The sequence below is a fragment of the Sulfurimonas sp. genome, from assembly GCF_029027405.1.
GTDB lineage: Bacteria > Campylobacterota > Campylobacteria > Campylobacterales > Sulfurimonadaceae > Sulfurimonas.
In genome coordinates this window covers 2352105-2376820 of sequence record NZ_CP093396.1, presented here as the reverse complement: position 1 = coordinate 2376820, position 24716 = coordinate 2352105, and the positions used below count along the sequence as shown (strand labels likewise).

22 protein-coding genes are annotated in these 24716 nt (G+C 31.3%); 19 read left to right on the top strand and 3 right to left on the bottom strand.

All coding sequences use genetic code 11. The features are described from left to right. The first annotated feature begins 5 nt into the window (after positions 1 to 5). Positions 6 to 194, top strand: coding sequence for a hypothetical protein (locus tag MOV42_RS11525; protein WP_324171324.1), 189 nt, complete (start codon positions 6 to 8; stop codon positions 192 to 194). 9 nt (positions 195 to 203) lie between these two features. Continuing rightward, on the top strand, positions 204 to 587 hold the full coding sequence (locus MOV42_RS11520) for a DoxX family protein (RefSeq protein WP_324171323.1): 384 nt from the start codon (positions 204 to 206) through the stop codon (positions 585 to 587). A 7-nt stretch (positions 588 to 594) separates the two neighbouring features. Here the strand turns inward: MOV42_RS11520 and MOV42_RS11515 are convergent, their stop codons facing one another. Further along, positions 595 to 1152 (bottom strand): CDP-alcohol phosphatidyltransferase family protein, encoded by a 558-nt coding sequence (locus MOV42_RS11515; RefSeq protein ID WP_324171322.1) that lies wholly within the window; start codon positions 1150 to 1152, stop codon positions 595 to 597. 186 nt (positions 1153 to 1338) lie between these two features. Here MOV42_RS11515 and MOV42_RS11510 point away from each other — a divergent pair, with 186 nt between their 5' ends. From MOV42_RS11510 to MOV42_RS11495, 4 genes are all read left to right on the top strand, one after another. Beyond that, positions 1339 to 1566, top strand: coding sequence for a FeoA family protein (locus MOV42_RS11510; RefSeq protein ID WP_324171321.1), 228 nt, complete (start codon positions 1339 to 1341; stop codon positions 1564 to 1566). Further along, positions 1563 to 3701, top strand: coding sequence for a ferrous iron transport protein B (gene feoB / locus MOV42_RS11505; RefSeq protein WP_324171320.1), 2139 nt, complete (start codon positions 1563 to 1565; stop codon positions 3699 to 3701). Before MOV42_RS11510 ends, feoB begins: the two co-directional genes overlap by 4 nt. A 173-nt stretch (positions 3702 to 3874) precedes the next feature. Continuing rightward, a complete protein-coding gene (locus tag MOV42_RS11500; RefSeq protein ID WP_324171319.1) occupies positions 3875 to 5086 on the top strand; it encodes an Ig-like domain-containing protein in 1212 nt (403 codons plus the stop codon). Continuing rightward, positions 5083 to 5214 carry a hypothetical protein gene (locus MOV42_RS11495; protein WP_324171318.1) on the top strand — a complete coding sequence of 44 codons (132 nt, stop codon included), beginning with the start codon at positions 5083 to 5085 and terminating at the stop codon, positions 5212 to 5214. The genes MOV42_RS11500 and MOV42_RS11495 overlap by 4 nt, the downstream gene beginning before the upstream one ends. Here MOV42_RS11495 and MOV42_RS11490 read toward each other — a convergent pair. After that, complete coding sequence (locus MOV42_RS11490) at positions 5211 to 5414, bottom strand: ABC transporter permease (RefSeq protein ID WP_324173028.1); 204 nt, start codon at positions 5412 to 5414, stop codon at positions 5211 to 5213. The two genes, MOV42_RS11495 and MOV42_RS11490, sit on opposite strands and share 4 nt — an antisense overlap. Positions 5415 to 5509: 95 nt before the next feature. On the opposite strand from MOV42_RS11490, the gene MOV42_RS11485 reads away from it, so the two are divergent. From MOV42_RS11485 to mltF, 9 genes are all read left to right on the top strand, one after another. Next, the gene (locus tag MOV42_RS11485) at positions 5510 to 6553 is read left to right on the top strand and encodes a transposase (protein ID WP_324171317.1); all 1044 of its coding nucleotides are present in this window, start codon (positions 5510 to 5512) and stop codon (positions 6551 to 6553) included. After that, positions 6516 to 7148 carry a nucleotidyl transferase AbiEii/AbiGii toxin family protein gene (locus MOV42_RS11480; RefSeq protein ID WP_324171316.1) on the top strand — a complete coding sequence of 211 codons (633 nt, stop codon included), beginning with the start codon at positions 6516 to 6518 and terminating at the stop codon, positions 7146 to 7148. Before MOV42_RS11485 ends, MOV42_RS11480 begins: the two co-directional genes overlap by 38 nt. Before the next feature lie 93 nt (positions 7149 to 7241). Further along, positions 7242 to 8450: an Ig-like domain-containing protein gene (locus MOV42_RS11475; RefSeq protein ID WP_324171315.1), complete on the top strand. Its 1209-nt coding sequence runs from the start codon at positions 7242 to 7244 to the stop codon at positions 8448 to 8450. A 6-nt stretch (positions 8451 to 8456) separates the two neighbouring features. Further along, positions 8457 to 9851 (top strand): hypothetical protein, encoded by a 1395-nt coding sequence (locus tag MOV42_RS11470; protein ID WP_324171314.1) that lies wholly within the window; start codon positions 8457 to 8459, stop codon positions 9849 to 9851. A 148-nt stretch (positions 9852 to 9999) separates the two neighbouring features. After that, the gene (locus MOV42_RS11465) at positions 10000 to 10590 is read left to right on the top strand and encodes a hypothetical protein (RefSeq protein ID WP_324171313.1); all 591 of its coding nucleotides are present in this window, start codon (positions 10000 to 10002) and stop codon (positions 10588 to 10590) included. Next, positions 10587 to 16490, top strand: coding sequence for a cadherin domain-containing protein (locus MOV42_RS11460; RefSeq protein WP_324171312.1), 5904 nt, complete (start codon positions 10587 to 10589; stop codon positions 16488 to 16490). Before MOV42_RS11465 ends, MOV42_RS11460 begins: the two co-directional genes overlap by 4 nt. A 146-nt stretch (positions 16491 to 16636) precedes the next feature. After that, a complete protein-coding gene (locus MOV42_RS11455; protein WP_324171311.1) occupies positions 16637 to 17299 on the top strand; it encodes a response regulator transcription factor in 663 nt (220 codons plus the stop codon). Next, positions 17299 to 18594, top strand: a complete 1296-nt coding sequence (locus MOV42_RS11450) for an ArsS family sensor histidine kinase (protein WP_324171310.1) — start codon at positions 17299 to 17301, stop codon at positions 18592 to 18594. The genes MOV42_RS11455 and MOV42_RS11450 overlap by 1 nt, the downstream gene beginning before the upstream one ends. A 10-nt stretch (positions 18595 to 18604) precedes the next feature. Then, a complete protein-coding gene (gene mltF / locus MOV42_RS11445; RefSeq protein WP_324171309.1) occupies positions 18605 to 20020 on the top strand; it encodes a membrane-bound lytic murein transglycosylase MltF in 1416 nt (471 codons plus the stop codon). On the opposite strand, the gene nadD is transcribed toward mltF, so the two are convergent. Then, positions 20017 to 20829 (bottom strand): nicotinate (nicotinamide) nucleotide adenylyltransferase, encoded by an 813-nt coding sequence (gene nadD / locus MOV42_RS11440; protein WP_324171308.1) that lies wholly within the window; start codon positions 20827 to 20829, stop codon positions 20017 to 20019. The genes mltF and nadD overlap by 4 nt on opposite strands. 78 nt (positions 20830 to 20907) lie before the next feature. Here nadD and gap point away from each other — a divergent pair, with 78 nt between their 5' ends. Genes gap through fabI form a run of 4 tightly spaced genes read left to right on the top strand, consistent with a single transcriptional unit; the run spans position 20908 to position 24658 of the window. After that, on the top strand, positions 20908 to 21909 hold the full coding sequence (gene gap, locus MOV42_RS11435) for a type I glyceraldehyde-3-phosphate dehydrogenase (RefSeq protein WP_324171307.1): 1002 nt from the start codon (positions 20908 to 20910) through the stop codon (positions 21907 to 21909). A gap of 4 nt (positions 21910 to 21913) precedes the next feature. Beyond that, positions 21914 to 23113: a phosphoglycerate kinase gene (locus MOV42_RS11430; RefSeq protein WP_324171306.1), complete on the top strand. Its 1200-nt coding sequence runs from the start codon at positions 21914 to 21916 to the stop codon at positions 23111 to 23113. Between the two features lie 3 nt (positions 23114 to 23116). Further along, positions 23117 to 23830 carry a triose-phosphate isomerase gene (locus tag MOV42_RS11425; protein ID WP_324171305.1) on the top strand — a complete coding sequence of 238 codons (714 nt, stop codon included), beginning with the start codon at positions 23117 to 23119 and terminating at the stop codon, positions 23828 to 23830. A 6-nt stretch (positions 23831 to 23836) separates the two neighbouring features. Further along, entirely contained in the window at positions 23837 to 24658 is an 822-nt protein-coding gene (gene fabI / locus MOV42_RS11420; protein ID WP_324171304.1) for an enoyl-ACP reductase FabI, read from the top strand. The last annotated feature ends 58 nt before the right edge of the window (positions 24659 to 24716 follow it).

Below are 24716 nucleotides of genomic sequence, written 5' to 3'. Positions count from 1 at the left end.
CTATTATGAAAATACAAACACAATATAGAACTGAAAAAACATTCACAGATGCCAATGAAGTTGAACTTCTTAAAATAATAGAAGAAGAGATAGGTGACGCAGATGCCAAAGGTACACTTACTTACATAAAAGAGGTTGTAAAAAAAGGCAAGGTTATTGGTATTGGTAGTTATAAATTTAGATTAGCGAAATAAGGAGCAGATATGAATACTGATATTGCAAAATTAATACTTAGGTTATCTCTTGGAATAATGATGCTCTTTCATGGAGTAGAGAAAATTATAAATGGCATTAGTGGAGTAAAGTACTTAACAACAAATGCAGGACTACCAGAGTTTTTAGCTTATGGTGTTTATGTTGGAGAAGTTGTTTTTCCAATCCTGATAATTTTAGGCTTATATGCAAGAGTGGCTTCTTTAGGTCTTGCTTTTAATATGCTTATGGCAATATTTTTAGCTCATGGAAGTACACTTCTTGAGTTAAGTAAAAATGGTTCTCCAGTCATAGAGTTGCCATTTTTTTACTTAGTTATATCAGTAGTAATATTTTTACTTGGAAGCGGAAAGTATGGAGTTAATTCTAAATAGATACTTTTTAAGGATGTGGTACTTTTAACTTTGAGTTAAGACTCCATCCTATGAAGAGCATTAAGACTATAACCATAGAAACAGAAAAAAGATTATAAGCACTTCCAAGATATACAAGCCAGAGTAAGATGGCGCCAAGTGGGGTAGGTACACCTACAAAATGTTTATCTACTTCTCCAGCATCTGTGTTAATATTAAAATGAATCAGTCTTCTTAAACCTGAAATAACATAGTAGATGCTAATAACTGCTACGACAAAAAGCATAAAGCCTGTTAGACTTGGTGCATAAACAGCTTGAAAGATTAGAAATACAGGCACAAGAACAAAACTCAAAAAGTCTGCAAAACTATCAAGTTGAACACCAAATTCATTTGAAAGCTCATATTCTCTAGCAATTTTCCCATCAAAAATATCAAAAGCACCACCAATCCAAGCTAAGATGATAGCTAGAAAAAAGTTATTTAGAGTGATAAAATACATAGCACTAAGTCCTGCTGTAATATTTACAAAAGTAAAAAGGTTTGCTAGGTTAAAGTGAGAGGATGGATTAAAAAGAAATTTCATAAAGTACCTTAGATTAAATAAATTGTACAATTATATCAAAGCAAAGATAGAAAAAAATAAAAGATTAAATGATAAATATTATCAATATTAAGAGTTTTATAAGTTGATAGTTGTTATCATTTTAATACTTTAAGTAAAAATACTTATGCTATTGATAGTGAATTGAAATTTGAGTTAGGATAATAAGTGAGAACATTAAAAGAATGCGAAAAAACACACAAGGTAAAAGTTGTGAAATTAAATGCTCCAAAAGATTTAAAACAAAGACTTATATCTTTTGGAATTATGAAAGAGACTATCATAGAAGTTTTAGAATACGGTCCTGCTAAAAGTACCATAGAGGTAAAAGTGGGAAAAATGCGAATAGCTCTTCGTGCACAAGAAGCCAAGCTTATAGAGGTTGAAGAGATATGAAAATAGAAGAAGAAAAAGCTTGTCCTGTTATAGCTAATCATATAAAAATAGCTCTTGTTGGTCAGCCAAATGTTGGCAAAAGTATGCTTATTAACTCTGTGTCAAACGCGCATCTTCATGTTGGAAATTTTTCTGGTGTTACTGTTGATAAAACAGAAGTTTTATTTGATTATAAAGAGTATCATTTTACAGTTGTCGATTTACCTGGAACTTATGCTTTTACAGATTATACAATCGAAGAAAGAGTTACTCATGAGTATCTTTGTGCTAAAGGTTATGATCTCATCATCAATGTAATGGACTCTACAAACTTAGAGAAAAATCTTCAACTTACTTCTGAACTTATGAGTATGAGCAAAGATATTGTAATTGCATTAAATATGAGTGATGAAGCTCAAAAAGAAGGAATTGACATAGATGCTTCATATATGTCAGAACTTCTTGGTATCCCTTGTGTTAAAGTTTCTGCCGTTACAAAAGAGGGCATAGAAGAACTCCTAGATGCTGTTGTATCCGTTAGAAAAGCGTCAAGCCAAAACTCAAAATTAATCTTCAGCGAAGCAGTTGAAGAAGAGATAGTAAATATTGTTGATTATTTAACAAAACATAAATACAAAGCAGTAAATTCTTATAGAAATGTTTCAATTAACCTACTTAAAAATAATAAAAGAACTTATGAACTTTTACATGCTGAGCCTATTTGGACGGAACTCCAACCAATATTAGTAGATGCATCTAAACATATAGAACTTCATCATGATACAGATGATATAAAAGAGGCTTTTGCTGGAGAGTATGCATCTTTTAATCGAGGAATTATTGCTGAGGTTGTAGCTCAAGATGCTTTTGAAGAAAAAAAGACACTAACTGAAAAGATAGATGCTGTTTTTATTCATCCAATCTTAGGTATCCCAATATTCTTATTTTTTATGTGGGGACTTTTTCAATTAACATTTGAAATAGGTTCTATTCCTATGGATTGGATAGATGCATTTTTCGGTTGGCTTGGAGATACGGTAGGTTCGACAATTCAAAATGAGGAAGTTCGCTCTCTTATAGTAGATGGAATCATTGCAGGAGTTGGGGCAGTTATTTTATTTGTACCAAATATTGTGATTTTATTTATAGGTATTGCACTTTTAGAAAGTACAGGTTATATGTCAAGGGTTGCTTTTTTATTAGATGGATTTTTTCATAAGTTTGGTATGCATGGTCAGTCTTTTATACCATTAGTAACTGGTTTTGGCTGTTCTATCCCTGCGTATATGAGTGCTAGAATATTAAAAAATGATAGAGATAGACTTTTAACCCTTTTTGTCATAGGTTTTATGAGCTGTGGTGCTAGACTTCCTGTATATGTACTGTTTGCCGGTGCATTTTTTTCTCCTGAAATGGCAGGTAATATTTTATTTATAATTTATATTAGCGGTGTAATGATTGGTCTAGTAGCTGCTAAAGTTCTTAAAATGACAGCATTTCAAGGAGCAGATGAACCATTTGTTATGGAGATGCCAAAATACAGATTTCCATCTGTAAAACTAATCTGGCATACAGTTTTAACAAAAACAATGATGTATCTAAAAAAAGCTGGTACTTTCATTGCGGCAGCATCTATGCTTATCTGGTTTTTAAGTAATTATCCAAATAATTTAGCTCTTGAAAAAGAATTTGCATCTAAGATTGAAATGGCAAAAAGTGAAGATGCAAAGATAGAGTTATCGAATGAATTAGCTTCAGCTAATTTAGAGCAAAGTTATTTAGGAAGTATTGGTAAATTTTCAGAACCAATATTTGCTCCTTTAGGATTTGACTGGAAAATGAGTGTTGCTCTTCAAACAGGTCTTGCTGCTAAAGAAGTTGTTGTATCTACTCTTGGAGTTTTGTATGCAGTTGGTAATGAAGTAGATGAGGAGAGTAACTCACTTATAGATGCAATCAGTAAAAATATACCTTTTGCATCTGCTATTGCTTTTATAGTAGTGATTATGATTTATCTTCCTTGTTTAGCCGCTTCTATTGTTTTTACTCGTGAAGCTGGGGGCATTAAGTATTTTATATACCTTTTTGTATTTACTTCTTTAATAGCGTATGGATTAGGATTCTTGGCATATCATATAGCATTGGTACTTACTTGATTTTATAGATGCAAGTCTATTTGGCATTTGAGAAATATATCCTACTTCGCAAAGTAATGTTTCTAAGCTAAGATAGAATTGCTCCATTACTTAATAGAAGCTATGTGATTTTAAATAATATTTAATAACATAAAAGATAAAATCAATCAATTATAATAAAAAGGCTATAAGAAATGTTAAATATACTTACTAAATTTATATTTCTGTGTGTACTATCATTGAGTTTAAATGCAAACAACCATACAACATCACTAGTCCCTAAAAAAGATGCAACTAATGTAAAAAGTAATGCACAAATACAAATAACATTTACTAACCCAATAGTCTCTTCATCTTTAACATCAAATACAGTTCAACTAGAAACTGATAATAAAAATATAGATGGTGTAATTAGTATTAAAGATAAAAACACTTTAGTCTTCATTCCAAATGAGAACTTAAAATCAGGAATATACTCTTTACATGTAAAGAGTTTAAAACTAATAAACCCAGAACCAATTAAACCAAAAACTTGGTTTCAAAAGATTATCTTGAAAATATGTTCTTTCTTCTATAGTGATGTAAAAAAATGTAAACTATATAATTTCTTCTTTGGAAACAATGACATAATAACAACAAGTATAAACTACTCTTTTAGTGTAAATGATAATATTGTATTCATAAAAACCCTAAGCTTAGAAACAATACAAACAGAGTTAAAAGAAAATACTCAAGCAGCTTTAATTATTCAAGCAGCTTACTCAGACAATACCATAAAATATATAACTAAAAACATACAATGGATTATACAAGATAACTCAATAGTAACTATAAACAATACTACCCTAGAAACTTTAAAAGAAGGAACTACAACAATTCAAGCAAAATTAGATAACACTACATCAAATAAACTAAAAATAACAGTATATAAAGAGATAAACGGATATAAACTTCCTCCTAAACCAGATGAAACTTTAAACAACTCTACACTGCTTGGAATAGACAGCAATAACAATGGGGTTAGGGATGATGTGGAGAGAAAGATTTACTTTAAGTATAAGAAACCTGTTATACAAGCCTTTATGATGCAGAGTGCGAAATCGTATACAAAAATTTTGGATAATCCTGTAGGTGTCGCAGAATCAGGAGAAGAGCAAAAAGATGCATGGAATGAAAGTTCATGCTCAGGATATTTAAGAAGACTTAAAAAGATAAAGATACCTAGGCTTGAAGGTGTTAAGTTTATGAACAATGCCTACATGAACACTAAAGAGAGAATAAGAGCATATATAAAGTTTAATGAAGCTATGAGTGGTGGAGTATATGAAATACCAATACATGATAAAGATTTAAAAGAAGAAAATTGTGATTTTAACGTAGAAGAGACGTTGGAGATTGGGAAATGAAAAAGCTTATAATTCTTCTTCTAACATTTTTATTTACTTCAAATTTTAATGGGTTGTTAGGAATAAATGGCAAAAATCACTCAGAAATGGACTTGGGCTTAAAGATACAGTTTGTAATTGAAGCCTAGTCTTTTTTTTGTAAAAGGTAGAGTATGGTACTAATGCCAGAGCTTCCAAGAACCATAAACATGACCATAATTTGGTAACGAACTGCAACAATGGGATCAATTCCTACTAGTATTTGTCCTGTCATCATACCAGGTAAAGAGACTAAACCAACAGCTAAAAAGGAGTTTATCTGAGGAATCAAAGAAGCTCTAAACGAGATAGCTCTCGCCTCTTCATAAAATTAGCAGGGTCAGGTATTTACTTTTAACCAAAATATGTTATAATCACTAACTTTACATGTAAGGATAAAAGTAAATGCCAAGACAGCTTAGAGTTGAAGAGATAGGTTTTTATCATATTATTAATCGTGGAGTTGAGAGACGAGATATTTTTGTAAATGATGAAGATTATGAAAAGTTTTTTGAGATTCTTGAAGAAAGCAGTGAGATTTACAATTTTGTAATTCACTCTTTTTGTTTGATGAAGAATCATTATCATCTTTTACTTCAAACTCAAGAAAAAAACTTATCGTTGATTATGCGACAGATAAACTCTAGATATAGCATATACTTTAACAACAAATACAAAAGAGTAGGACCTCTATGGCAAGGACGTTTTAAATCTTTTTTTGTTTACGATGAAAACTACTTAACAAGCCTAATTAAATATATAGAGTACAATCCAATAAAAGCAAATTTAACACAAAGCATAGGTCAATTTACATGGTCTATGAGTAGCAAGAAAGTTACTATTGAGTGTTTGGATTTTGAACTTATGGATAACATTGATTTAATTAAAGAACCAAACGAAAAAGAGTTGAAAAACATAAATGATATTTTTACAGCTAAGTTTGAAAAAAAAGATAAAAAGTTAGTACTTGTAGTTAAAAAAGACCTCAATAATTATTTTGAAAATTTCACTAAAGAAGTAGCAATCGCAATGGCTATCAAAGACGGCTACTTGCAAACTCAAATAGCAAAACACTTGCATCTCTCGGTAGTTTCTATCTCTAAAATATATAAAAATTACAGACAAAAAGTTAAACTATTTGATAAGCTACAAGAAAAAGGTATTTTTTGGAGTTATAGCAAAGAGATAACATATGCCAAAGCAGGGGAGAGCCTGTTTGTAGAATATCTTTTAAAATATGGAGATTTTTACGATATAGTTTTAGGAATGAAGCTTTTTGGAATAAGAGCTATAAAAAAGATTTGGGAAAAGAAAGTTATGCGTGATCAACAGTTTATAAAAACAAATCTAATGCTAGCTAGAGTTTTTTTCAATATGAATGTAGAAAGTAACTATTTTAAGGAGATGAAAAATGCAAGATTTGAAAAACTTAAACTACTTGCTTCCTAAAACACAAGACCTTTTAGAAAAGCTATATAAAGATTGTCCATTTTTAAACAAATATGTACTTGTCGGTGGATCAGCATTGGCTTTGCATATATGTCATAGAAAAAGTGAAGATTTAGATTTTTTTACTTATGAAGATGACTTTAATAAACAAGAGATTTTCAGATACTTAGAAAACTTTAAAAATAGTGAAATATTAAATCAAACAAATGAACAAATTGATTTGTTGCTAAATGGAGTAAAGGTTACCTTCTTTAATGCAAAATGGAAATTCTTAAAACCTGAAAAAATAGAAATACTTAACTTAGCCTCACTAAAATCTATTTCTGCAATGAAAGTAAATGTTATTTTTTTAAGGGCTAAATATAGAGATTATTATGATTTATATTTTTTAGTAAAACAAATAGGTATTGAAAATATTTTTAAAGATAGTTTGCAGATTTTAGATGGATTAACTTTTAAACTTTTTATGGTCTCTTTGTTGTATATAGATGATATAGAAGATGACAACATAGACTACCTTAACCCCATAAAGACAATAAGTAAAGAAGAAATCAGAGATTTTTTTCAAATTGAGATAAATAAGTTAAAAATATAATCAGTAGGACGAATAATAGGAGCTATATATTTTAAGTAATATTTAATAACATAAAAGATAAAATTAATTTATTATAATAAAAAGGCTATAAAAATGTTAAATATAATCACAAAACTTATGTTTCTATGTATGCTCTCATTAACTTTAAATGCAAACAACCATACAACACTACTAATCCCTCAAAAAGATGCAACTAATGTAAAAAGTGATGTACAAATACAAATAACATTTAATAACCCAATAATTATTTCAAGTACAAATGAAAATACAATAAAACTAACAACAGGTAATAAAAACCTAAAAGGAAAACTAAGTATTAAAGATAAAAACACCTTACTCTTCACTCCAAATGAAAACCTAAAAACAGGAATATACTCTTTACATGTAAAGAGTTTAAAACTAAAGAACCCAAAACCAATCAAACTAAACAATTGGTTTCAAAAATTTATCTTGAAAATATGTTCTTTCTTCAATCGTGATGTAAAAAAATGTAAACTATATAATTTCTTCTTTGGAAACAATGACATAATAACAACAAGTATAAACTACTCTTTTAGTGTAAATGATAATATTGTATTCATAAAATTCATAAGCTTAGAAACAATAGAAACAGAGTTAAAAGAAAACACTCAAGCAGCTTTAATTATTCAAGCAGCTTACTCAGACGATACCATAAAATATATAACTAAAAACATACAATGGATTATACAAGATAACTCAATAGTAACTATAAACAATACTACCCTAGAAACTTTAAAAGAAGGAACTACAACAATTCAAGCTAAAATAGATAACACTACATCAAATAAACTAAGAATAACAGTATATAAAGATATAAACGGTTATATACTTCCTCCTGAACCAGATGAAACTTTAAACAACTCTACACTGCTTGGAATTGATAGCAATAACAATGGGGTTAGGGATGATGTGGAGAGGTGGATATATAAAACTTATAAAGATAAACATCCTATTTATATAGATATTGCTATGCAGGCTGGGAGGGCTTATAAACAAGTTTTAGAGACTCCTGAGAGGGCTGTTGAAATTCATGAAACCGTAGTAAATGCCCCTTTATATTGTGCTTGGTATTACCAAAATGATTCAGAAGAGTTTGGGGATCCTTTATTGGTCGATGAAAGAATAGATGCACCTGTAAAAAGTAAATATTTTAATACTAAAGAGCGTAATGCAGTTTATTGGGAATATGATACTTTGTTGAGTGGTGGTAGTTATCCTCTGCCTAAAGCACAAGAAAGAAAATCATTTTGTGATTTTAATACTTCAAAATATGATAAGTAGTTAAAAATGAAATTATTATTAATTATATTTTTATGCGTAGCTTACCCTTTAAGTAGTTTTGCTGAAATAGATGAAAGAAAAACAGATGTTTATTTTGCAAATGGAATATTAACTGATGATGGAAATGCTACAGCAAATGCATTATTGTTAGAAAAATCAATTAAAATAGAATTTTATAATGGTAAATCTATTGAAATGGACAAAAGTATTGGAAAAGTAGCTAAAGCTTATAACTCCACTCATGGATTCATAGCTGACGTATATGAAACTATACTACAAAAACTTAAAAAAGAGACATCTTTTGATCTAAATGACTATTTACCAGAATTTTTACAAGATGCACATACAAGAGATTTAAACATACAAATAACTGCTTATAATAAAAGTATAGCAGATGGACATAAGGTCTTAGTTGTGGCTCATTCTCAAGGTAACTTATTTACTTATGAAGCTTATAGGAAGATAGATGATTGGATGCAGGATTATTTTGAGGCTATAAGTATTGCTTCACCAGGACATGAACTCATAAAAGCTGGAACACCTCGTATATCTTGGCATAATGATCTTGTGGGACATATTGGTTTGTATGATGATTTTACAACTAATCCTGTAAGAATCACGAAATGGGTTCCTTTAGGAGATTCAACAATTCCTCCGTTTGAATCACCAATGCATACTTATGATTTTCAAGTCCCAACAGGCACATTTGATGGCTGGATTCATATTGATTTTAGATATGACTCTAATGTTCATGCTTTTACTTTTTATATGGGTGAAGAACTTAAAAATGATGGTAAAAATTTTATTTTAAATACATTAACAAATGAAACTTTAAAAACTAATGTTGCAAAAGATAAAATTATGGCAGAGATAGAGAAAAAATTGACAATGCTTGACAAATTACCTTCCCAATGGAAATTCAAAAAACAATCACAATGCGGTATATCAAAATGTGAAAACAAATTAAGAGAAGTTGAACATAGACATGACTCAGTAAATTTAAAAATTGATGATAAAGTATATCCATTTAAAGAAGAGGGAAAACTCTATAAAGTACAAGACAGTTATGTAAAAGCTAGTTATGGTGGAAAAAGTATAGCTGAACCTTTGGACGAAGGTATATGCTATGAACTCAAAGATAAAAATAAGACAACCATAGAAACTATAGATTCAAACTTTGAAGGAAACCCAAAAATACCTAAAAATGGTTACATAGAAGTAACTCTAGCTTGGAATGATAAAACTATAGATATGGATCTAAGCGTAGCTTTACCAAATGGAACACATGATATTAAAAATATCTCTTGTCAGCCTTTAGAACACTTTTTTGCACTTAACGATACAGGTCTAACTCTTAGAACTACCAAAAAAAATAGGTGCCTTCAAGATGAAAAAATCTAAAAAGTTTGGAAATACCTCATTGACATATCTAGTGTAGAGTGTTACCACTTGTTACCCTTTAATAATATAAAATAAACATTTATATCTTAATGCACTAAATAAAACGAAAAGATACTATTATCAATTATTGCAAAAAAAGGAAATAATAATGAGTAGTATAAAAAAAGTAATTTTAGGTCTGTTTTTAGTTCTTTTCATAACTGGATGTATGGACGAAACAGAAGATGAAACTATAAACGGAAATAAACTTCCTCCCCAGTCAAATGAAATTATAAACGGATATAAACTTCCTCCTGAACCAGATGAAACTTTAAACAACTCTACACTGCTTGGGATTGATAGCAATAACAATGGGGTTAGGGATGATGTGGAGAGGAAGATTTACTTTAAGTATAAGAAACCTGTTATACAGGCTTATATGATGCAAAGTGCTAAGTCTTATCCTAAATATTTGGAGAACCCTACTGCTAGTGCTAAAGCACAAGAGACACAAGATGAAATGTGGAATAAAAGTTCATGTTCAGGATATTTACGGAGAATTAAAAAAATAGAAATGCCAAGAGTTGAAGGTGTTGAGTTTATGGAAAATGCCTATATGAATACTAAAGATAGAATAAGAGCATATATAGAATTTAATGAAGCCTCAAGTGGGGGAAGCTACTCAATACCATTGCGAAGAGATTATAAAGAAGAAAATTGTGATTTTAATGTACAAGAGATGTTGGAGCTTGGCAAATGAAAAAGCTTATAATACTAATACTTTTATTTACTTTAAGTTTGTTTGCTGAACCTACTAATGAACCAATTAATGAGTATAAGAGTGATATATACTTTGCAAATGGAGTTGGTGCAACTTCTCGTGAAAAATCTTATATGCAAGGTGAAGTTGTATACGATAATTATATAGATAATGATTTACAAATAGAAGATTTTGTAGGCAAATACGACCTAGCCTTCAACACAGGAAGAGGACCAATAAGTGACTATTCAGAGGCATGGTTTCAATATTTAGATGAAAACGCTATTTATAATGTAGGTTGGAATGCTTTTACAGAAGCAATCTCTCGTGCTACAGGTCCTATCATTGGAGGAGCCTTAAAGTTAACAGAAGAGACTATTAAACATCTAGAACAAAATGATATTAATACTCAAGTAGAAGCATATAGACAAAGTATATACAATGGTCATAAAGTTATAGTTATAGCTCACTCTCAAGGAAACTTTTTTACAAATAAAGCATATAAAACATTTAATATAAAAACAGATAAATGGATACAAAATTACTTTGTAACTATAGGACTAGCATCACCATCTGATATAAAAATAAATAATAGTAGTTATTTAACTTACGATAATGACCCTATTTCCATTTTAAATGGTGCAGGTACGGTTATGGATAATCCTATGCGTTATTATACTTGGTATGCAGGTCCTAATGTTCCTGTTGATAGTACAACTACATCGCCATGCGTAGGAACTGAAGTAGCTGTTGGAAAAACTCCATATTGCAATGATGCTGATTGGATTGCGAAAGAAAAAAGTTCATATAGAAAGTATCATGAATTTAAATACTACATGTCAACACCAATAACAAGAGATAAAGTTTATAGCTTTATAACGAATGCAATAAATAGTCATAAAACAGCAAAGTCCCAATGGAAATTCAAAAAACAATCACAATGCGGTATATCAGGATGTGAAGACAAATTAAGAGAAGTTGAACATGAATATGACTCAGTAAATTTAAAAATTGATGATAAAGTATATCCATTTAAAGAAGAGGGAAAACTCTATAAAGTACAAGACAGTTATGTAAAAGCTAGTTATGGTGGAAAAAGTATAGCTGAGCCTTTGACTGAAGGTATATGCTATGAACTAAAAGATAAAAACAATACAAGCATAGAAACTATAGATTCAAACTTTGAAGGAAACCCAAAAATACCTAAAAATGGTTACATAGAAGTAACTCTAGCTTGGAATGATAAAACTATAGATATGGATCTAAGCGTAGCTTTACCAAATGGAACACATGATATTAAAAATATCTCTTGTCAACCTTTAGAACACTTTTTTGCCGTTGATGATACAGGTCTAACTCCAGGAGTATATCCTGTACATGTAACATATAAAAATGATGCAAATATAGTAAAAGAAGTAAGAGAATATCCAAACATTATTGTAAGCATTAAAACCCCAGGTGGATCTGAGATAAGAAATGTAAGCTTTAATGTTATTGACTCCTTGGCTAATGGACATATAGCAGATATAGTAGTAGAAGAAAATAAAATAAGATATGTCCCAACAGATAGATTTAAACAACAAGCAACAGTTATCTATAATTCCTACAACAGAGGAAACAACTCTAGTGTAGGAGGTAGTAGCAATGGTGGTTCAAGTGATGGCAGTTACAATGGAGGTAATGAGCATAGTGCTAGTTGGACTCCACCTATACCTCATTTCAATAATGTAAAAGACTATATCTATTATATACTTTGGCACATCTCAAAAGCAGATTTGGGAGCATTGGCTGGGGCTGATGTGAGCATATATAAAGCAACTGACTTTGATGCAGATAGTGATACGGGAGTCAATCCTATATGGCAGTCACAAACAACATACGGCTCAACTGTTCATACAGCAGGTATAATCGCATGGGATAGAAATATAATAAATACATTAGATAATGATAAAGTATATGTCATAAAGGTAGATGGTGGAACTGACATAGATGTTAATGATGATACCGTAGTAGATAGTACACCTACTATAAACCTAGGAACTATTCACGCTTTGGCAACAGGGTATGAGCTTAAAAATATAGGACTAAAAGTCAATATCATCACTGAACTTGCATACCAAATATCTAAAGACAGATTGCACTCTGATACAAGCACAGTTATGCAAAGAAGTGATGAAGCTTCTAAATGTCTGATAAAAAAAGACTTTAATATGGATGGAAAAGTAAATCATATAGATGGTCTTCTTTGGATGCCATACAAAGACAAAAATACTGTTATAAGAGACTACAATAGTAACTTTACTCCTATAATAAGTAAAATTCATAATGCACAGCCAATATATGAAGAAGCATACAATCTTTTTGCAAAACCAATGATAGAAGGTTTTAATGCAACTATTAGAGAAGATAGTAAAGCAGGGGCTATTGTAGGTCAGATTAAAAGCTATTGTACTAGTGAAAGTCCTATTAGTGAGTATACTATCTCAGGTACTGGAGCGCAGAACTTTGAAGTAGATAGTAAGGGAACTATGAGAGTATCTTCTCTTGCAAGTTTCGTTTATGAAAACAAACAGATATATGATTTACATGTAAGTGGGAAAAATGCTTTTGGTAGTACCCAATCTGTACAGGTTTATATAGAGATAGCAGCTGATGGTTCACCAATACTAGGAGGTTCTGTATCTACTTTTGTAATTGAAAAAATGAGTGCAGGAACAATAAGAGGAAGTATTAGTATAGATAATAGAGGTAGTCCTATTACCAAAGTTAAGTTAGTAGGAAATGGTGCAAAAAACTTTGACATAAGTTTAAAGGGAAGTATATCAGTTGCTTCAAATGCCACAATCGATAAATCAAATGGTACTTATTATTTAAAAGCTATTGCCACAAATGCTATTGGAGATAGTGCACCTATATCAGTTACTTTTAAAATCTATGATGATTTACCTGTTTTAAGTGGATTAATTAGTAAAATATATAAAAACACTCCAACAGGAACCTCTATTGGTAAGCTTGGTTATTATCAAGGACTTTCTTCAATTACTTCATTTGGTTTAACTGGTATTGGCTCAGAAAACTTTGATATATCTTCTATTGGAGTGATTACTATAGCAGAAGCTGCAAAGATTAGCTTAAAAAATGCACCATACTACCTACAAGCTACAGCAACAAACAGCTCAGGTACAAGTAGTGCTGTAGCAGTAACAATAAGGGTTGTTGAACCACCTGCTTCACCTTCTGAAGGAATTCATGTTAGTAATTTCTCTAATTCTTTATACTTTAGTGTTGCAAATGGTAAGAGTGTAGGAAAGATAGGATATAGGTATAATCTAAATCCTCCAAATTCTTTTAAACTTGAAGGAGAACAAAGCACTCCTTTTAGTATTGATAATTCAGGGAATATGATAGTATCGGATGCATCTCTACTTAGAGATAAAATTGGAAATACATTTGTGTTTAAAGTCATCGCTTCAAACGACTACATAAGTGGAAGTGAAGCTACAGTTAGAATTAGTATAATAGATGATGTACCTAGTATCTCAAACTTTTCAACAAGTATTATGGAAGGAACTTACACTAATGCTATTGGTAAAGTCGGATACTCTTATGGCATGAATCCTATAAAATCATTTAGCTTATCTGGAGATGGTGCAAGTGATTTTACCATCAGTAACTCTGGATATATCTATGTAGCTGATGGGGTAAGTCTTACTTATAGTCGTCAGTCATCATATGCTTTAACAGTTACAGGAGTAAACACTATACAAAGAAGGTCATCAGCATCTGTAAATATCTCTATAATAGATGATGCCCCTGTACTAAGAAGTACAACTATGTCCATATTGGAAAACTCTGGACTTAATGAAATAGTTGGCATAGTAAACATAGCTAGTCATGGTAAAAGTAGGATTATATCGTTTGAGTTAGGAGGAGCAAGTGCAGGTTCTTTTGAAATAGACACTAAAGGTTACATTAGAGTCGCTTCAGGGGCAGTTTTAGATTATGAAACAAAACCTAAATATGAATTAACTCTAAAAGCTACTAATGCCTATGACACAAGTAATCAAGTGATTGTAAAAATTAATCTTATCAATATATCTGATGGTGAGCCTGTTTTATTTCATAATACTATATCGGTTAAAGAAGATGCGAAAAGTGGAATCTCTTTGGGCATAATAAATGTTAAAGATTCTGGTGTAAATCCTATAGAGAGTTTTAGTATTAGTGGAGACGGTAGCAATATATTTAAAATTGATAAAAATGGAGTTTTAAGAGTAGTTGGAGATAATCTGTTAGATTATGAAACTAAAAAAGTTTACAATTTAGCAATGAGCGCTACCAATGGATACGGCATAAGCAATATTGCAAATCTTACTGTTAAGATTGAAGATGTTCCTGAAACACCACCTACAGTTCAAGCACTTCATACAAATATAGATGAAAATTCAATAGAAGGTGTAGTGGTAGACACTATTAACATAAATGATAATGGCAATGAAGTAACTTCTGTAATATTAAGTGAAGAAGGAAACAGTAACTTTAAAGTAAATAATGAAGGAGTCATAACACTAAACACTGGAGCTGTACTTGATTATGAAACTAAAAGAAAATATGCTCTAAAAGTGGTTGCTAAAAATGCTTATGGAAGTAGTTTAAGTAACAATGTAACCATAGATATAAATAACCTACCTGAACCACCAACAATTAAACCCATAAGTTTAAGAGTAAAAGAAAATAGCCCAATAGGTAGACAAATTGGAACTTTAAGCATAACTAGTGATGGAAATATAGAGTCCATAAGTTTAAGTGGAGATGGCAATGAAGACTTTAGTGTAGATCTAAATGGTACTATTAGCGTAGCCAAAGCATTAAATTACTCAACAAAAAGCAACTATGCTTTACAAGCTGTTGCAACAAATGCTTATGGAAGTAGTGAAAGTGTTAGTGTATCTATAAAACCAGTACTTAATAAACCTTTTTTACTTGGTAGTTACAATACTCCTGGTGTTGCTGGAGGTGTAACCCTCTCAAAAGATGGAACTGTAGCGTTTGTGGCAGATTGGAATAGTGGTTTACAAATCATAGATGTTTCAAACCCAAGTTCTCCTTCACTCTTAGGTAGTTACGATACTCCGGATACTGCTTTAAGTGTAACCCTCTCAAAAGATGGAACTGTAGCGTTTGTGGCAGATTATGGTAGTGGTTTACAAATCATAGATGTTTCAAACCCAAGTTCTCCTTTACTTTTAGGTAGTTACAATACTTCTGGTCATGCTGGAGGCGTAACCCTCTCAAAAGATGGAACTGTAGCGTTTGTGGCAGATGGCTATAGTGGTTTACAAATCATAAATGTTTCAAACCCAAGGTCTCCTTCACTCTTAGGTAGTTACAATACTCCTGGTTATGCTTACGATGTAACCATCTCAAAAGATGGAACTATAGCCTTTGTGGGAGATAGCTATAGTGGTTTACAAATCATAGATGTTTCAAACCCAAGTTCTCCTTTACTCTTAGGTAGTTACGATACTCCTGGTTTGGCTAGAGAGGTAAGCCTCTCAAAAGATGGAACTGTAGCGTTTGTGACAGATTATAATAGTGGTTTACAAATCATAGATGTTTCAAACCCAAGTTCTCCTTTACTCTTAGGTAGTTACGATACTCCTGGTGCTGCTCTAAGTGTAACCCTCTCGAAAGATGGAACTGTAGCGTTTGTGGCAGATTATGGTAGTGGTTTACAAATCATAGATGTTTCAAACCCAACTGCTCCTTCACTCTTAGGTAGTTACGATACTCCTGGTTATGCTATCGGTGTAACCCTCTCAAAAGATGGAACTGTAGCGTTTGTGGCAGATGAGAATAGTGGTTTACAAATCATAGATGTTTCATTTTCGATTAAATGATAGAGTCTTTTACATGTAAGGATTTTCCTTGCATGTAAATGGTATGAAATAAAGAGGGTCAGATATTTACTTTCTCCATTACTCTAGATTTACTTGAAAGTTAAGATATTAACTTCTTATTAGGTGATATTTGTTAGACTATAATTATGATAAAAATATTAATGATTGAAGATGACTTAGAACTAGCGGAGATATTAACAGAGTATCTTGAGCAGTTTGAGTTTGAAGTTGTAACAGAAGATGACCCCTTTAAAGCAGTAAGTATATTAAAATTAAAACATTTTGATTTAGTAATTTTAGATTTAACTCTCCCAGGGATGGATGGTTTAGAGGTTTGTGAAGCTATTCGTGAACGCCAAGATATTCCTATAATAATATCTTCAGCTAGAAGTGATGTGACAGATAAAGTTAAAGCCTTTGAACTTGGTGCTGATGATTATATGCCAAAGCCTTATGACCCAAGAGAACTAGAAGCAAGAATTCACTCAGTTCTTAGAAGATATGAAGCAAAAAGTGAAGCTAAGCAAGAGTCAAAAAGTGATTTTAAAGCAGATATGGCATCTATGATTATTACTTATAAAAGTAGAAATATAGACTTAACAAATGCAGAGTTTGGAATTTTGGCATACATGATTTCAAAACAAGGTTTAGTTGTTTCAAGAGAAGATTTGATTCATAATGTAAATGCTATTAATGAAGATTCTTCAAACAAAAGCATAGATGTTATGGTTGGAAGAATTAGAAATAAACTAGGTGATAAAACTCTTATAGAATCAGTTCGTGGTGTAGGGTATAAACTATTAAAATAATGAAAAAACATGCTGTTTTTTTAACTGTGCTTTTTGCTTATATTGTAACGATAGTAAGTGTAAGTGCAGTTTTTTGGGAGTTTTATAAACTTAATAAACACAGGTATATAGATAATATTTTCTCAAAACATGAAACAATTACTCAAATTTATCGTGAGCATCAGCAAAAACAAACTTCAAATATTTTGCTAGAAGCAAATTTAGCTGTTTACAAATTTATAGTTAAAAAAGAAAAACATCAACAACTGATAGTTTTGAAAAGAGCAAAAGTGTTAAAACAAAAAGATTTTCAAAGAGTTGATGAAGCAGTTATGTTAAATAAAAAAGGTCTTTATACTCAAAAAATTGTGCGAGACTTTAGAATATCGATGCTTGAATGGCATAAAAAAATATATTTTTATATCAAATCTCCTATTGGTTCTGTACTAATTGAAGATGAAGCATTAAAGCCTTACAGTTATTTTTCTTTAGCATACACATATTTAACCATTGTACTTATAATTTCAATTTCTTTTTTATTAATACTGCAAAGATTAAGACCATTAATTAGACTAAGAAGAAAGATTGCACGCTTTGGAGATGGAGACTTAGATATATCTTTTAAAACTTCTGGAAGTGATGAAATAGCACTTGTATCGAATGAACTTGAATCAACTAGAGAAAAAATTAATACTATTTTAGAATCAAGAACACTTTTTTTAAGAAATATTATGCATGAGTTAAAAACACCAATTGCTAAAGGTACAATAGCTACTCAGATGCTAAAAACTACAAAAGAAAGAGATAGGTTCTGTTCGATTTTTGGAAGATTAGAGTCACTTGTTGCAGAATTTGCTCTTATTGAAGAAGTTACAAGTATTGCTAATAAAGATGATTTTAAAGAGTGTAGGCTGGTAGATATAGTAGATGGAGCTATTGATATGGCTATGTTAGATAAAAGTGGTATAAGTATAGAAATAGATGAAAGTGCCAAACTTTTAGTGAATTATAGACTTTACACGACTGCCATAAAAAACATGATAGATAATGGTCTTAAATATTCAATAGATTCACATGTAAAAATAATAAGTATAAATAATGAACTTTGTTTTGAAAGTAAAGGAAAGTGTATATCTGAACCATTACAGTATTATATAGAACCTTTTACAAAAAACAATCCATCTAAAAACAGTTTTGGTTTGGGCTTATACCTTGTTGATTCTATTTTAAAAGCACATGGTAAAGTATTAGCACATGAATATGTAAATGGACAAAATCGTTTTATTTTTGCAAAAGATTTAAGTTTTAAGTTGTAAACTAATAGATATGAATTATATAAATATAAATATAAATTTTAAAATTCTTTTTGTAATGTTCCTTGCATTTTCTTTTTTTTCTTTTGGCTGGCTTAGTCATTCAGCTTACACTCCTGGAAATAGAATAAAAAAACCATCAATATTAGATAAAATCAAAAAAACAAAAATATTAAATGTAGTTTTACTTAATGCACCTTCAACATATTATATCGGTTCAGATGGAGTTCAAGGTTTTGAGTATGATTTACTAAACTCTTATGCTAAGCATCTAGGTGTTGCATTGAGTATCACTAAAGCAAACACCATTAAAGATGCGATAGAGTTAAGTAAACTAGAACATATTCATATTACTTCAGCATCTCTTACTAAAACAAAAAAACGACAAGAAACATTTAATTTTGGACCTTCATATTTTGAGGTGCAAGAACAAGTTATATGTAATAGGGGGATGTTGGGGAGTGGTAAGTTTCCACGAGACATAGAAGACCTTGCAGGACTAAGCATCACAGTTGGAGCAGATACTAGCTATAGTGAAAGGATTAGAGCCTTACAAAAAGATGGCTATGATATAAATGCCACACTTGACTCAACATTATCAACCGAAGAACTCTTAGGGCAAGTTGCTTCTCATAAGATAGATTGTACTGTTGCAGATTCAAATATTTACGCACTAAATCAGAGATACTTTCCTAAAATAGCGTTGGCTTTTATTATAAGTGAAAGGGAACAGTTAGCATGGGTTTTGGCAAAAGGTTCAAAAGAGTTAGAAGCAGATATGTACTCTTGGTTTAATAGTTTTAACCAAAGTGGAAAATTAACTCGATTAAAAGACCATTATTATAGTTATGTTATGTTTTTTAATTACTACAATACTAAAATGTTTTACAAAAGAGTAAAATCAAGGTTACCAAAATATAAAAAATATTTTGTAAAATATTCTGAAAAATACAATATTCCATGGACTCTTTTAGCAGCACAATCGTATCAAGAATCTTATTGGAATCCAAGAGCAAAAAGTTTTACAGGGGTAAGAGGTTTAATGATGCTAACACGAAAAACAGCAAAAATTTTAGGTGTAAAAAATCGTTTAGACCCAGATCAAAGTATACATGGTGGAACGAGGCATCTAAACCAAATGATTAAAAACACTCCAAAAGAAGTTGAAGGTGATGACCGTTTGAAATTTGCTCTTGCTGCTTATAATATAGGCATGGGTCACATTAAAGATGCTCAAAGATTAGCTAAAAAGATGGGTTTAAATCAAAATGTATGGAGTGATTTAAAAAAGGCTTTACCACTTCTCTCGCAAAAAAGTTACTATAAAACATTAAAATATGGATATGCAAGAGGAAGTGAACCTGTAAAGTATGTTGATTCTATTTATGACTTTAGAAATATTTTACAAAATATTAATGACTCACACTAAAGGTCATCACCCTCTTTGCCATCTCTAAGAGAACTTAAAAAACTTTCCATATCATACTTAACTCTATATTCTGGAGTCATAATATGAATAAGAATATCTCCTAAATCAATAACTATCCAATCTCCACTTTCATCAACATTGTTAAAAGTCTCTGCTGGTTTTAAATCATCTTTTAAGTGGTTAAGTAAAGCTACTGTATGTCTCGTACCAAGTGAAGAAGCAATTATTGCATAATCGACAAAGTAGTTTTTATCTTTTAAATTAAAAACTTCTATGCCTTCGGCTTTATTCTTATCTAGTGAAGATGTGATTTGTTCTATTCTTTTGTTCAAGTTATTCCTTTTTTTTCTTAATTTTGTAGATGAAATGTTTTCATCTATGTTAAGAGTCATATACTCTTTGGGTATTTTAATTTTATCTCTTGAAGCAACTATAAAAGTGACTAATGTTTTAAGTTCTTCATATTTTTCCCATTTGTCAAGAGTTGCGAGATTGTCCGCACCTATGACAAAGTAAATTGTTTTATACTCTTTTAAAAAATGTTTTACACTTTTTATAGATGGATTTTTTTGTCTCTGGTTTACTTCATAATTTGAAATTTCTACATTTTTTTCATTATTAAAAATTTCTTTTAATAACTCAAACCTTTTTGAGGCTTTTAGAAAAGATTTTTCTTTAAAAGGACTCAAAAAAGTAGGCAAAACAATGACCTTGTCAATCTCTTTAAGATTGATTAAGGCTTTTATTATAGCAATATGTCCAATGTGTGGAGGGTCAAAAGAGCCTCCAAAAAGAGCGATTGTTTTCATAGTCTTTCCAAAATTTAAAGCGAATTATAGCTAATTTTGGATAAAATAATTCAATTTTTTTAATATATAGGAAATATAATGGCATTAAAGATAGCAATTAACGGTTTTGGTAGAATTGGTCGTTGTGTAGCACGCATAGCAGCAACAAGAAATGATGTTGAAATAGTAGCAATAAACGATACGGCAAGTAGAGAAATGCTTTTATATCTACTTAAAAATGATTCTGTTCATGGTACTTTTGCTAGCAATATAGAAGATGTAGACGCTGATCATATAAGCATAGATGGGCAAAGTATTAAAATTTTTAATGATCGTGACCCTAAAAAATTAAAATTTGCAGATTCTGGTGCAGATATAGTTTTAGAGTGTACAGGCGTATTTTTAACTCAAGAATCTGCTCAGGTTCATATTGATAATGGTGTTTCTAAAGTTTTATTTTCCGCTCCAGCAAAAGATAAAAACACAGCTACATTTGTTCTAGGTGTCAATGAAGGTCTGTATGATGGGCAAGCAATAGTTTCAAATGCTTCTTGTACAACAAACTGTTTAGCTCCTGTTGCGAAAGTTTTAGATGATGCTTTTGGAATTGAAAAAGGTCTTATGACAACTATTCACTCATATACAAATGATCAAAATATTTTAGATGTTAAACATTCAAAAGATAAGCGTAGAGCAAGAGCTGGAGCATTAAATATGATTCCAACTACAACTGGTGCTGCAAAAGCAATTTCTTTAGTTATGCCACAACTAACAGGAAGACTTCATGGGCAAAGTGTTCGTGTTCCAACTCCAAATGTTTCTATGGTTGATTTAAATGTTGTAGTAAAAAAACAAACTTCACTAGAAGAAGTTACAGCTGTGTTTAACCAAATGGCAGATACAAAATTAAAAGGTCTGTTGCTTATGGATAAAGAAATGAGAGTTTCTCAAGACTTTGTTGGTTCACCTTATAGCTCAATTGTTGCGGAGGATTTAACTCAAGTTATCGGTGGAGATATGATTAAAGTTATGGCTTGGTATGATAATGAATGGGGTTATTCAATGCGTTTAATAGACATGGCGCTTCACATAACTAAGTAATTAAATGGAACTATATAATATAAAAAAACTTGATTTAGAAGGTAAAAAAGTTTTCATCAGATGTGATTTTAATGTACCAATGGATGAATTTGGAAATATCTCTGATGATAGAAGAATTCGTTCAGCAATTTCAACTATTAATTTTTGTCTTGATCAAAATTGTTCAGTTATTTTAGCTTCACATCTTGGTCGTCCAAAAGGTGAAGTAGTCGAAAAGTATTCACTTATTCCAGTAGCTAGAAGAATACAACATCTTTTAAAAAGAGATGTAGTTATAGCTACTGATGTTGTTGGTTCAGATGCCATGGAAAAAGTGTCTAATCTTAAAAAAGGGGATGTCCTTCTTTTAGAAAATCTTCGTTTTGAGATGGGTGAAACTGAGAATGATGAAGAGTTATCTAAAAAGTTAGCATCTATGGCAGACTTTTACATAAATGATGCTTTTGGTGTATGCCATCGTGCTCACTCTTCGGTTGAAGGCATCACAAAGTTTTTTGATGAAGAACATAAAGCTGCTGGTTTTTTACTTCAACGAGAGATAGAATTTTTTGGTAAACTTATTTCCAATCCTGTTCGTCCTTTTGCTGCTATTGTTGGTGGAAGTAAAGTTTCAGGAAAACTAGAGGCACTTATAAATCTACTTCCAAAAGTTGATAAAATATTTATTGGTGGAGGAATGGCTTTTACATTCTTAAAGCAGATGGGTTATGATATCGGAGCTTCTTTAGTCGAAGATGATTTACTCCAAGATGCTGGGCATGTTATGGAAGAAGCTAAAAAACTTGGTGTTAAATTTTATCTTCCTGTTGATGTTATTGCCGCTGATAAGTTTGCTGAAGATGCAGTAAGTAAAATAGTTACAGCACAAGAAATTCCAAAGGGATGGATGGGTTTAGATATTGGACCTGCAACAGTTAGACTTTATCGTGAAGGTTTAAATGATGTTCAAACTGTTCTTTGGAATGGACCTATGGGCGTTTACGAAATGGATAAATTTGCAAGAGGTTCATCAAAAATAGCTCATTTTGTAGCTGATAGTTATGCTACAACAGTTGTTGGTGGTGGAGATACCGCTGACCTTGTTCAACGCATAGGTGTTGATGATGAGATAAGTTTTATATCTACCGGTGGTGGAGCCTCTTTAGAACTTTTAGAGGGTAAGATTTTACCAGGTGTAGCACCATTAATTATTTCAGAAGGTTAAAAGATGATAGTAGCAGCAAATTTTAAAACAAACCTAACTCGTAAAAAAACACTAAACTATTTAGGTGCTTTAGAAAGCATATTAAAAGAAAAAAATATTTCTCAAGAAGTTTTAGTATTTCCTGCGACATCTTCTCTTGATGAGCATGAAGGACTAGTTACTGTTGGTGCTCAAAATGCTTACGCCACTTTTAATGGAGCTTTTACAGGTGAAATAGGGCAAGAGCAATTAGATGAGTTTGGTATTAAAACTATTCTTATCGGACATAGTGAACGCCGACATGTTTTAGGTGAAACACAAGAAGAACTTGTAACAAAATTTAACTTTTATAAAGAGTTGGGGTTTAAGATAGTTTATTGTGTGGGAGAGCCTTTAGAGATACGAGAATCTGGAAATGAAATAATGATGAAATATATTTCTGCACAATACGAAGGTATAGATACAGAGTATGAAAATCTTACTATAGCTTATGAACCAGTTTGGGCAATAGGCACAGGATTAACTCCAACATTAGATGACATACAAACTGTTCATCAAGCATTAAAAGCTAAAAGTAAAGCACCGCTTCTTTATGGTGGCAGTGTAAAAGTAGCAAATGTTGAAGAAGTCCTCAGTATAGAAAATGTTGATGGTGTACTTGTTGGTGGAGCTTCACTTATAGCGCAAGATTTTGCAAAGATGTGTGAAATAGCACAAGAAATAGAAAATAAGGAATAAATAATAATGATAATGAAAGGTAAAAGAGGTCTAATCGTAGGTCTTGCAAATAATAAATCAATAGCTTACGGTATAGCAAAGTCTTGTGCAGAACAAGGTGCAGAGATGGCATTTACATATTTAAATGATGCACTTAAAAAAAGAGTTGTACCAATTGCTAAAGAGTTTGGAAGTGATAAGGTTTATGAATTAGATGTATCAAACGAAGAGCATATGGCAGGAATTGCCCAGTTAATAGAAAAAGATTTTGGTAAGATTGACTTTTTAGTACACTCTGTTGCGTTTGCACCAAAAGAAGCACTCTCTCAACCTTTTATCAAAACTACAAAAGAAGCTTTTCAAATTGCTATGGATATTTCAGTTTTTTCACTCATAGACTTAACAAATCGTTTAGAATCAGTCTTAACCGATGACGCATCTATCCTTACTCTTTCATATCTTGGTGGACCAAAATACATTGTTAACTACAATGTTATGGGAGTTGCAAAAGCAGCACTTGAATCAACTGTAAGATACATGGCTGTTGATTTAGGTAAAAAAGGTCAAAGAGTAAATGCTATTTCAGCTGGGCCAATTAGAACACTTGCCGCTGCTGGGATAGGTGATTTTAAACAGATTCTTAATTGGAATGAAACCAATTCACCACTAAAGCAAAACGTTACAACTACACAGGTTGGTAACTCAGCAATGTATCTTTTAAGTGATTTAGCATCTGGAGTTACTGGTGAAGTTCATTATGTTGATAGTGGTTACAATGTAATGGGCATGGCAGCTGCTGATATAAATGAAGAAGGTAAAACTGTTCTTGCATGGGATATGAGAAAGTAAGTTCTACTGTTTCCCTATAACAGGCATAGATTCTTTTTTTGACTACAAGCATTAAAAG

Coding starts and splice junctions, on each gene's coding strand:
- MOV42_RS11485 (WP_324171317.1), top strand. CDS start 5,510: ATGCCAAGACAGCTTAGAGTTGAAGAGATAGGTTTTTATCATATTATT.
- gap (WP_324171307.1), top strand. CDS start 20,908: ATGGCATTAAAGATAGCAATTAACGGTTTTGGTAGAATTGGTCGTTGT.
- MOV42_RS11425 (WP_324171305.1), top strand. CDS start 23,117: ATGATAGTAGCAGCAAATTTTAAAACAAACCTAACTCGTAAAAAAACA.
- MOV42_RS11450 (WP_324171310.1), top strand. CDS start 17,299: ATGAAAAAACATGCTGTTTTTTTAACTGTGCTTTTTGCTTATATTGTA.
- MOV42_RS11515 (WP_324171322.1), bottom strand. CDS start 1,152: ATGAAATTTCTTTTTAATCCATCCTCTCACTTTAACCTAGCAAACCTT.
- mltF (WP_324171309.1), top strand. CDS start 18,605: ATGAATTATATAAATATAAATATAAATTTTAAAATTCTTTTTGTAATG.
- feoB (WP_324171320.1), top strand. CDS start 1,563: ATGAAAATAGAAGAAGAAAAAGCTTGTCCTGTTATAGCTAATCATATA.
- MOV42_RS11480 (WP_324171316.1), top strand. CDS start 6,516: ATGCAAGATTTGAAAAACTTAAACTACTTGCTTCCTAAAACACAAGAC.
- fabI (WP_324171304.1), top strand. CDS start 23,837: ATGATAATGAAAGGTAAAAGAGGTCTAATCGTAGGTCTTGCAAATAAT.
- MOV42_RS11465 (WP_324171313.1), top strand. CDS start 10,000: ATGAGTAGTATAAAAAAAGTAATTTTAGGTCTGTTTTTAGTTCTTTTC.
- MOV42_RS11525 (WP_324171324.1), top strand. CDS start 6: ATGAAAATACAAACACAATATAGAACTGAAAAAACATTCACAGATGCC.
- MOV42_RS11520 (WP_324171323.1), top strand. CDS start 204: ATGAATACTGATATTGCAAAATTAATACTTAGGTTATCTCTTGGAATA.
- MOV42_RS11460 (WP_324171312.1), top strand. CDS start 10,587: ATGAAAAAGCTTATAATACTAATACTTTTATTTACTTTAAGTTTGTTT.
- nadD (WP_324171308.1), bottom strand. CDS start 20,829: ATGAAAACAATCGCTCTTTTTGGAGGCTCTTTTGACCCTCCACACATT.
- MOV42_RS11500 (WP_324171319.1), top strand. CDS start 3,875: ATGTTAAATATACTTACTAAATTTATATTTCTGTGTGTACTATCATTG.
- MOV42_RS11430 (WP_324171306.1), top strand. CDS start 21,914: ATGGAACTATATAATATAAAAAAACTTGATTTAGAAGGTAAAAAAGTT.
- MOV42_RS11495 (WP_324171318.1), top strand. CDS start 5,083: ATGAAAAAGCTTATAATTCTTCTTCTAACATTTTTATTTACTTCAAAT.
- MOV42_RS11470 (WP_324171314.1), top strand. CDS start 8,457: ATGAAATTATTATTAATTATATTTTTATGCGTAGCTTACCCTTTAAGT.
- MOV42_RS11455 (WP_324171311.1), top strand. CDS start 16,637: ATGATAAAAATATTAATGATTGAAGATGACTTAGAACTAGCGGAGATA.
- MOV42_RS11475 (WP_324171315.1), top strand. CDS start 7,242: ATGTTAAATATAATCACAAAACTTATGTTTCTATGTATGCTCTCATTA.